The sequence below is a fragment of the Synechococcus sp. R8-2 genome, assembly GCF_047461715.1.
In the GTDB taxonomy this organism is placed as follows: Bacteria; Cyanobacteriota; Cyanobacteriia; order Thermostichales; family Thermostichaceae; genus Thermostichus.
The window spans coordinates 1-5,474 of sequence record NZ_JANSHQ010000332.1; the positions used below are offsets into that span (position 1 = coordinate 1).

Consider the following 5,474-nt stretch of genomic DNA (forward strand, 5'->3'; position numbering starts at 1 on the left):
TACCAAGCTGCGCTACATCCCGGCTTAGCTTTTGTGATTATGCCAGATCCCCGCCTCTGATGCACACCCAAGCAGGGATCCCTCGCTCAAGGCAACAAGGGAAACAAACATTTGTCCAGGTCAGGACTTGAGCATCTTGGCCGGCATGACAATGAGGGTATTTCCCTGTCGCTCCACCACGTAGAGCTCCTGCCCGGCTTGGATTTCTAGGTTGGGGATGCTGCACTTGGCGTTCCAGGTGGAACCCAGATAAGAAACCCGCCCCCGTTCGCCCGGCGGAATGGTGGTGATTGCCCGCGCCTCGCGAGATTCCTCTACCTGAACCGATCCATGGGGCACCAGACGGCGGCTGAGGATAATCAACACCACCGATGCCCCAATCCAGCTGGCAAATTGTACCCAGATCGGCAGCCCCAAATAAGCCAAAAGCCCCGCCAAGAGCGCCGCCAGCCCCACCGAGCCGGCAACCAATTCTGGCAAAAACAATTCGGCAGAAATGAGGACTAACCCGATGATGATCCAAGGCCAAACCATAGAATCCAGGGATCCCACCAAATTCAGTATGGCTCAAAACCCCTGGATCCTTAGCGGGGATCCCTTGAGAAGACTCAGTTGGGGCTTACCCGCCCAAGCGGTAATTCTCCAAAAACTGCAGGGGATCCATCTCTTCCTGAGGGGAGCTTTTGGGCAGGTTCTTGGATTCGGCGATCCGCATCAAGGTCTCCCAGTCGGTGCTCATGACAAAGGCCACGGCTTGGCGAGCCGCCTCTCGGTGGGGGCAGTCCTCTCCCAAGACACAGCCATCTCGACAGAGGGTGGCGCAATCGTGCGCAGTGCTCCTGGGATCCGGGCCAGCCATGATGTCTTCCTCTCGGTGGGTTTCACGTTTTCTTTAGGATACCTGAAGAGAATCTTGCGCTTGCAGGAGATTTGGGTCAGGGCGGGTAGCTTGGATGAGGAGATGAGGCGACAAGACCTGTTCAAGCAAGAGGAGCCTTATGGAGTTTTCGCAATTGCAAGCGCTGGTGGATCGAGCGCTGGAAGACAAAAAGCTCACCCGCACAGAGGTGGATCAAATCGTCAACGCCATCCGGTCGGACGGCAAAATCTCCCCCGAAGAGATAGGCTTGCTGGAGTCCATTCGCGAAATGGTGCTCCGTCGGGAGATTCAGGTGGTGGAAACGGCAGATTGAGGGGCAGGGATCCCCTGTTGCAAGTAGAGGGTGACTTCGCTGCGATTGTGAAACAGGTGGCGGGCCCTCACCAGGGGGAAGGCACTACCCAAAATCTCCAAACTTTGCCGCAGCACCCGCAGGCGGTGTTGGCGAGGTAACTTCAGGGTCATCACAGCTCTCCCCTGTGGCTGCAGATGGGGGGCAAAAGCCACCATCAGGCGGGCAGAAGCCGGGCCATCCATGCGCATGTCGTTGAGGATGAGGTGAAACCGGCCTGGGCCACGGGCCAGGTAGGCTTGGGCGCTGAGGCGATGGTGGCGGATCCCCGGATCTTGGCTGAGGCGCTCGTGCAAGTCCCCCGGATCCACTGCTGTGACCTGCTGGCCATATAGGCGCAAAATGCGCGACCATCCCCCCGGCGCTGCCCCCAGATCCAGAGCCTGTCCCCCCGGCACCAAGGGAATCTGAAACACCTGGATGGCCTCCAGCAGCTTAAACTCGGAGCGGCTGATTTGCTCTGGATCCCGCCGAAAGCGATGGATCCCACCGGCCCAGTTGGAGAGGTTCTGGGCAGCCAAGGATAGGCCCAGCCAAGCGCGAATGCCCATCGGTTGAGCCAGGATCACCACCGAGATCACCTGCTGTGGGTCTTTGACCTGCAGGGGGGATCCCACCGCTGCCATCACCTGTTCGGCCAGGGTTTCATTGACCTGGAAGGGCTTGAGATTCCGCTCCCCAAACAGGCGCGTCTGAACCGAAAAGCTGAGGGCGGGGTCAATGGCTGCCAACATTTCCCCATCAAGGCGCAATTCAACTAAGGATCCCTCGGCCAGCCGCCGTTCTTGGTGAATGGGGCAGATGTGGCGTAAAAAAATGGGCGGGTCAGCTTGCCAAGCCTCAGCCAGGTCAGCAAATGAGCGTTGGCTGCACACCCATACCAAGCCAGGTGCTTCCTTTAGCCGCTGCACGGCAGCCTCTGGATCCGCAGCTTCTATCTCCCGGATCGCCAAATCCATAAAATCCGGGTCGGCGCTGCCCAGCCATGTATGGGTATCAGGGGGGAGAGGATTGCTCAACGGGCTCGCTGCCAACGCACGTAGGGTAAAGAAGCGGCTACTTGCTGAATCTGGGCTTGGGCGGCCAGCAGTTGTCCTGTGGCGTCCCAGGTGCCCTGCACCAGCATTTGCCAGGCTCCCTGGGGGATCTCCACAGCAGCGGTATTTGCCTCCCAGCGCACCTGTTTGTTGGGCAGATCCAGCGTTAACTGGAGCTGGGGATTTTCCGCCACCGCCTTCTGCAGGGCTTGAATCACAGCCGGGGGTGCCGTAACACAAGGGATCCCTAGAGCCAAGCAGTTGCCGAAGAAGATCTCGGCAAAGCTTTCGCCAATGAGGGCGCGGATCCCCCATTTGGCCAGCGCTTGGGGGGCATGCTCCCGGCTGGAGCCACAGCCAAAATTGGCATTGACCACGAGGATCTGGGCTCCCTGGTACTGGGGTTGATCGAAGGGGTGTTGGCCGGGATCCTGGGCGCGGTCGTCGGCAAACACGTGCTGGCCCAAGCCGTCGAAGGTGACGCACTTCAAAAAGCGGGCCGGGATAATCCGATCGGTGTCGATGTCGTTGCCCAGCAGGGGGATCCCTCGGCCTGTGACGGTCAAAACTTCGCTTGACATAGGAACTTGATGAATTCTCCCAGAGAGAACTTCAGGGTATCGCAACGTTCAGCAAAACCCTGCCCAACGGCAAAGGAAAGCCGGCAAAAGGGGAAGGCTCAGCTCGGCTACCGGCGGTAAACCTGATTTTCCAAATTGCGCACCTGCCGCTCCAGCCGATCCAGCCGCCCCCGCAGCTCGTCCATTTCCGATTGGCGGGGCACGCCCAGATCCTGCAGGACGTTGCGCACCTGCCGCTGAACGTAGGATTCAAAGTTACTCTGCTCGGCCTTCACCTGGTTGAGCAGGTTGTTGATGACATTGGATGCCTCTTCTGGGTTGAGCTGCCCCTTCTGCACCAAGTCGTCGGCAGCCTTTCTCAACTGTTCTGCCAGCAGAGTGGTTGTGCCCACGCCCATTAGCAAGAGCTGACGTAAGATACTGTTGTTGTCCAATGCTGCCCTCCAAAGGACGCTTCGCGAACGGTACGGGCCTCCATGACTACCCATTTTCCTCAGTTTGCCCTCAACTTCGCAACCGGCTCGGCCAGTTTCTCCCTTTCGCCAGAGGTGGCACAACAATGGCACAAGGCTCTGCAAATCCTCTTGGAGCGACTCAAGATCCGTTCCCGACAGCAGCCTCAGGAGCCGGTTGAGTTTCGTTACCCTACTGAAGATTTCAGCTTGGAGATGTTCTGCAACCCCAACATCTGGGCTGGCCCCCACGCAGCCAAGGTGCTGGTGACTCTGAAAACCAAGGTGCTGCGCCTTTCCACCGAAGTGGAGTTCTCTCGCCTTCAAGAAGACCTCAGCCAATATCTGGAGTCCCTAACATGAGCGAAGATGCCCATGCTGCGGGAGAGGAGCCCGCGGCCATTACGGTGACGCAACTGCTGGACGAGCCGTCAGAGGGGATCCCCGGCCACTTGGAAGTGGTTGCCCTCACTTGGCACGACCGCCAGCGATCCCGGCAACGGCTGGTGAGCGATCGGGGCACCGAGATCCAGTTGATGCTGCCTCGGGGCACCCATCTTCACGATGGGGATCTGCTCTATGCGGATGCGCAGCGACACATTCGGGTCAGAGCCCAACCCGAACCGGTGCTCTTGATTCAACCTGAAAACCCCATCCAGATGGGCCAGGTGATTCATCAACTGGGCAATTGGCACCGCCCGGCCCACGTTTCCCTCCAAGGACAGATCCTGGCGCTGGCCGATGATCCCCTGCAGGACTGGCTGGCCCACATGGGGATCCCGTTTCGGTTGGAGATGGCTGTCTTCGAGCCCAACCTGTTGGCCCACAGCCATTAACCTGAGCCTTTGCGAGCGCAAACCCGTCCCTCCGACTCATGGCCTAGGCTCCAGCCTCTGCTTCTCGGGTTGCCAACCGCGCTGCAAACTCTCGGTGTTCCTCCGACTCAATTCCCCTTTGCAGCACACCCAACACCTGCTGCATGTTGCCCGTCAGCAGCGCGTCCACGGCTAACCACAACCCCGGAAACACCCGACTGTACAAAACGCCCAACTCATTGGGCTGTTGCTGCACGTACTCTCCATTCTGGAAGACATACCAGCGAAAGGCTTGCTCTTGGGTTAGCCAGACCAGATATTCCCGCACGCCGTTGCGCCGGTAGGCCCGCAGCTTATCATGCAGGTCGTAGGAAGCTGTGCTGGCGGCAATCTCCACAATCAGCTCCGGTGCACCCTCAATGTAGTCATCCTCGCTAATGCGGGACTGTCCCCCACAAGATTCGTGCATCCGCAATATGGCATCTGGCTGCGGCTCATTGTCCAAGTCCAGGCGAACGGTTGGATTGCCCGCCGACTCAACCCCCGGCGTTGCTGCTTCATAAACTCCCAGCCAGGCCATGATGTGGCTGTGTGGTCTGCCATGTCGGCGATATCTGAGGGGAGATGCCACGTAAACAATTCCCTCAATCAGCTCGGCTTTTTTGAGCTGAGGCATGGCTTGATAGCGCCGTTCAAACTCATCGCGGGTGAGACGATCGCCGCTTTCTAAGATGGGCAGTTCACGGAAGGAAGGGCTACTGACGCTCATGACCAGCTCTCTTACCAGCAGTCGCGACAGTGTTGCGGAGCAATATCGATGACTCCATCCGGGTTGGCTGGTAAGTCCATCATAGAGGGGCTGCTCTGTCGCGACAGCGTTGTGGAGCAACAATGGGCCATAGATGGGACGGGATCCCTTTCTATTCGACCCATTGAGCAGTCATCATCAGGTGTCCAAGTTCTCGATCCGAACCGGCTCAAGAGGTTCTGCCAGCGGAAACCCCAACACCTGGGCATAAAAGTAAAGCTCTGCCTCCAAAGCCCGTTTGATGTTGGCCGCCTGGCGAAAGCCGTGTTGCTCTCCCTCGAAAGGCACATAGGCCACCGGGATCCCTTTGGCCCGTAGGGCTGCCACCATCCTCTCTGCCTGATTGGGGGGCACGATGGCGTCTTCCAAGCCTTGAAAGAAGATAACCGGACAATTGAGGCCCTCTAGGTGATGAATGGGGGAGCGCTCCCGGTAGAGATCCCGTCGCTCTGGGTAGGGGCCAATAAGGCTGTCCAAGTAGCGAGACTCGAACTTGTGGGTCTCCTGGGCTAGGGCTTCCAGATCGCTCACCCCGTAGTAGCTGGCACC

10 protein-coding genes are annotated in these 5,474 nt (G+C 58.6%); 3 read left to right on the forward strand and 7 right to left on the reverse strand.

Going from position 1 to position 5,474, the window contains the following annotated elements:
* Positions 1-120: 120 nt before the first annotated feature.
* Positions 121-534: an NfeD family protein gene (locus tag NW819_RS08490; protein WP_414407407.1), complete on the reverse strand. Its 414-nt coding sequence runs from the start codon at positions 532-534 to the stop codon at positions 121-123.
* A gap of 85 nt (positions 535-619) precedes the next feature.
* Positions 620-859: a hypothetical protein gene (locus tag NW819_RS08495; protein WP_011433611.1), complete on the reverse strand. Its 240-nt coding sequence runs from the start codon at positions 857-859 to the stop codon at positions 620-622.
* 139 nt (positions 860-998) lie between these two features.
* On the opposite strand from NW819_RS08495, the gene NW819_RS08500 reads away from it, so the two are divergent.
* Complete coding sequence (locus NW819_RS08500) at positions 999-1,193, forward strand: hypothetical protein (protein WP_011433610.1); 195 nt, start codon at positions 999-1,001, stop codon at positions 1,191-1,193.
* Here the strand turns inward: NW819_RS08500 and NW819_RS08505 are convergent.
* From NW819_RS08505 to NW819_RS08515, 3 genes are all read right to left on the reverse strand, one after another.
* The gene (locus NW819_RS08505; protein WP_414413493.1) at positions 1,169-2,251 is read right to left on the reverse strand and encodes an SAM-dependent methyltransferase; all 1,083 of its coding nucleotides are present in this window, start codon (positions 2,249-2,251) and stop codon (positions 1,169-1,171) included. The two genes, NW819_RS08500 and NW819_RS08505, sit on opposite strands and share 25 nt — an antisense overlap.
* Positions 2,248-2,850 carry a 3-isopropylmalate dehydratase small subunit gene (gene leuD / locus NW819_RS08510; RefSeq protein ID WP_414342404.1) on the reverse strand — a complete coding sequence of 201 codons (603 nt, stop codon included), beginning with the start codon at positions 2,848-2,850 and terminating at the stop codon, positions 2,248-2,250. The genes NW819_RS08505 and leuD overlap by 4 nt, the downstream gene beginning before the upstream one ends.
* A gap of 107 nt (positions 2,851-2,957) precedes the next feature.
* Positions 2,958-3,284, reverse strand: a complete 327-nt coding sequence (locus tag NW819_RS08515; protein ID WP_011433607.1) for a phasin family protein — start codon at positions 3,282-3,284, stop codon at positions 2,958-2,960.
* A 42-nt stretch (positions 3,285-3,326) separates the two neighbouring features.
* On the opposite strand from NW819_RS08515, the gene NW819_RS08520 reads away from it, so the two are divergent.
* Together NW819_RS08520 and NW819_RS08525 are read left to right on the forward strand one after the other, a co-directional pair.
* Positions 3,327-3,665: a hypothetical protein gene (locus NW819_RS08520; protein ID WP_414413494.1), complete on the forward strand. Its 339-nt coding sequence runs from the start codon at positions 3,327-3,329 to the stop codon at positions 3,663-3,665.
* A complete protein-coding gene (locus NW819_RS08525) occupies positions 3,662-4,138 on the forward strand; it encodes an urease accessory protein UreE (RefSeq protein WP_414413495.1) in 477 nt (158 codons plus the stop codon). Before NW819_RS08520 ends, NW819_RS08525 begins: the two co-directional genes overlap by 4 nt.
* A 43-nt stretch (positions 4,139-4,181) precedes the next feature.
* Here the strand turns inward: NW819_RS08525 and NW819_RS08530 are convergent, their stop codons facing one another.
* Positions 4,182-4,886, reverse strand: coding sequence for a Uma2 family endonuclease (locus NW819_RS08530; protein ID WP_041436634.1), 705 nt, complete (start codon positions 4,884-4,886; stop codon positions 4,182-4,184).
* 177 nt (positions 4,887-5,063) lie between these two features.
* A partial coding sequence (locus NW819_RS08535; RefSeq protein WP_414413496.1) for an alpha/beta hydrolase family protein occupies positions 5,064-5,474 on the reverse strand: 411 nt, incomplete at its 5' end.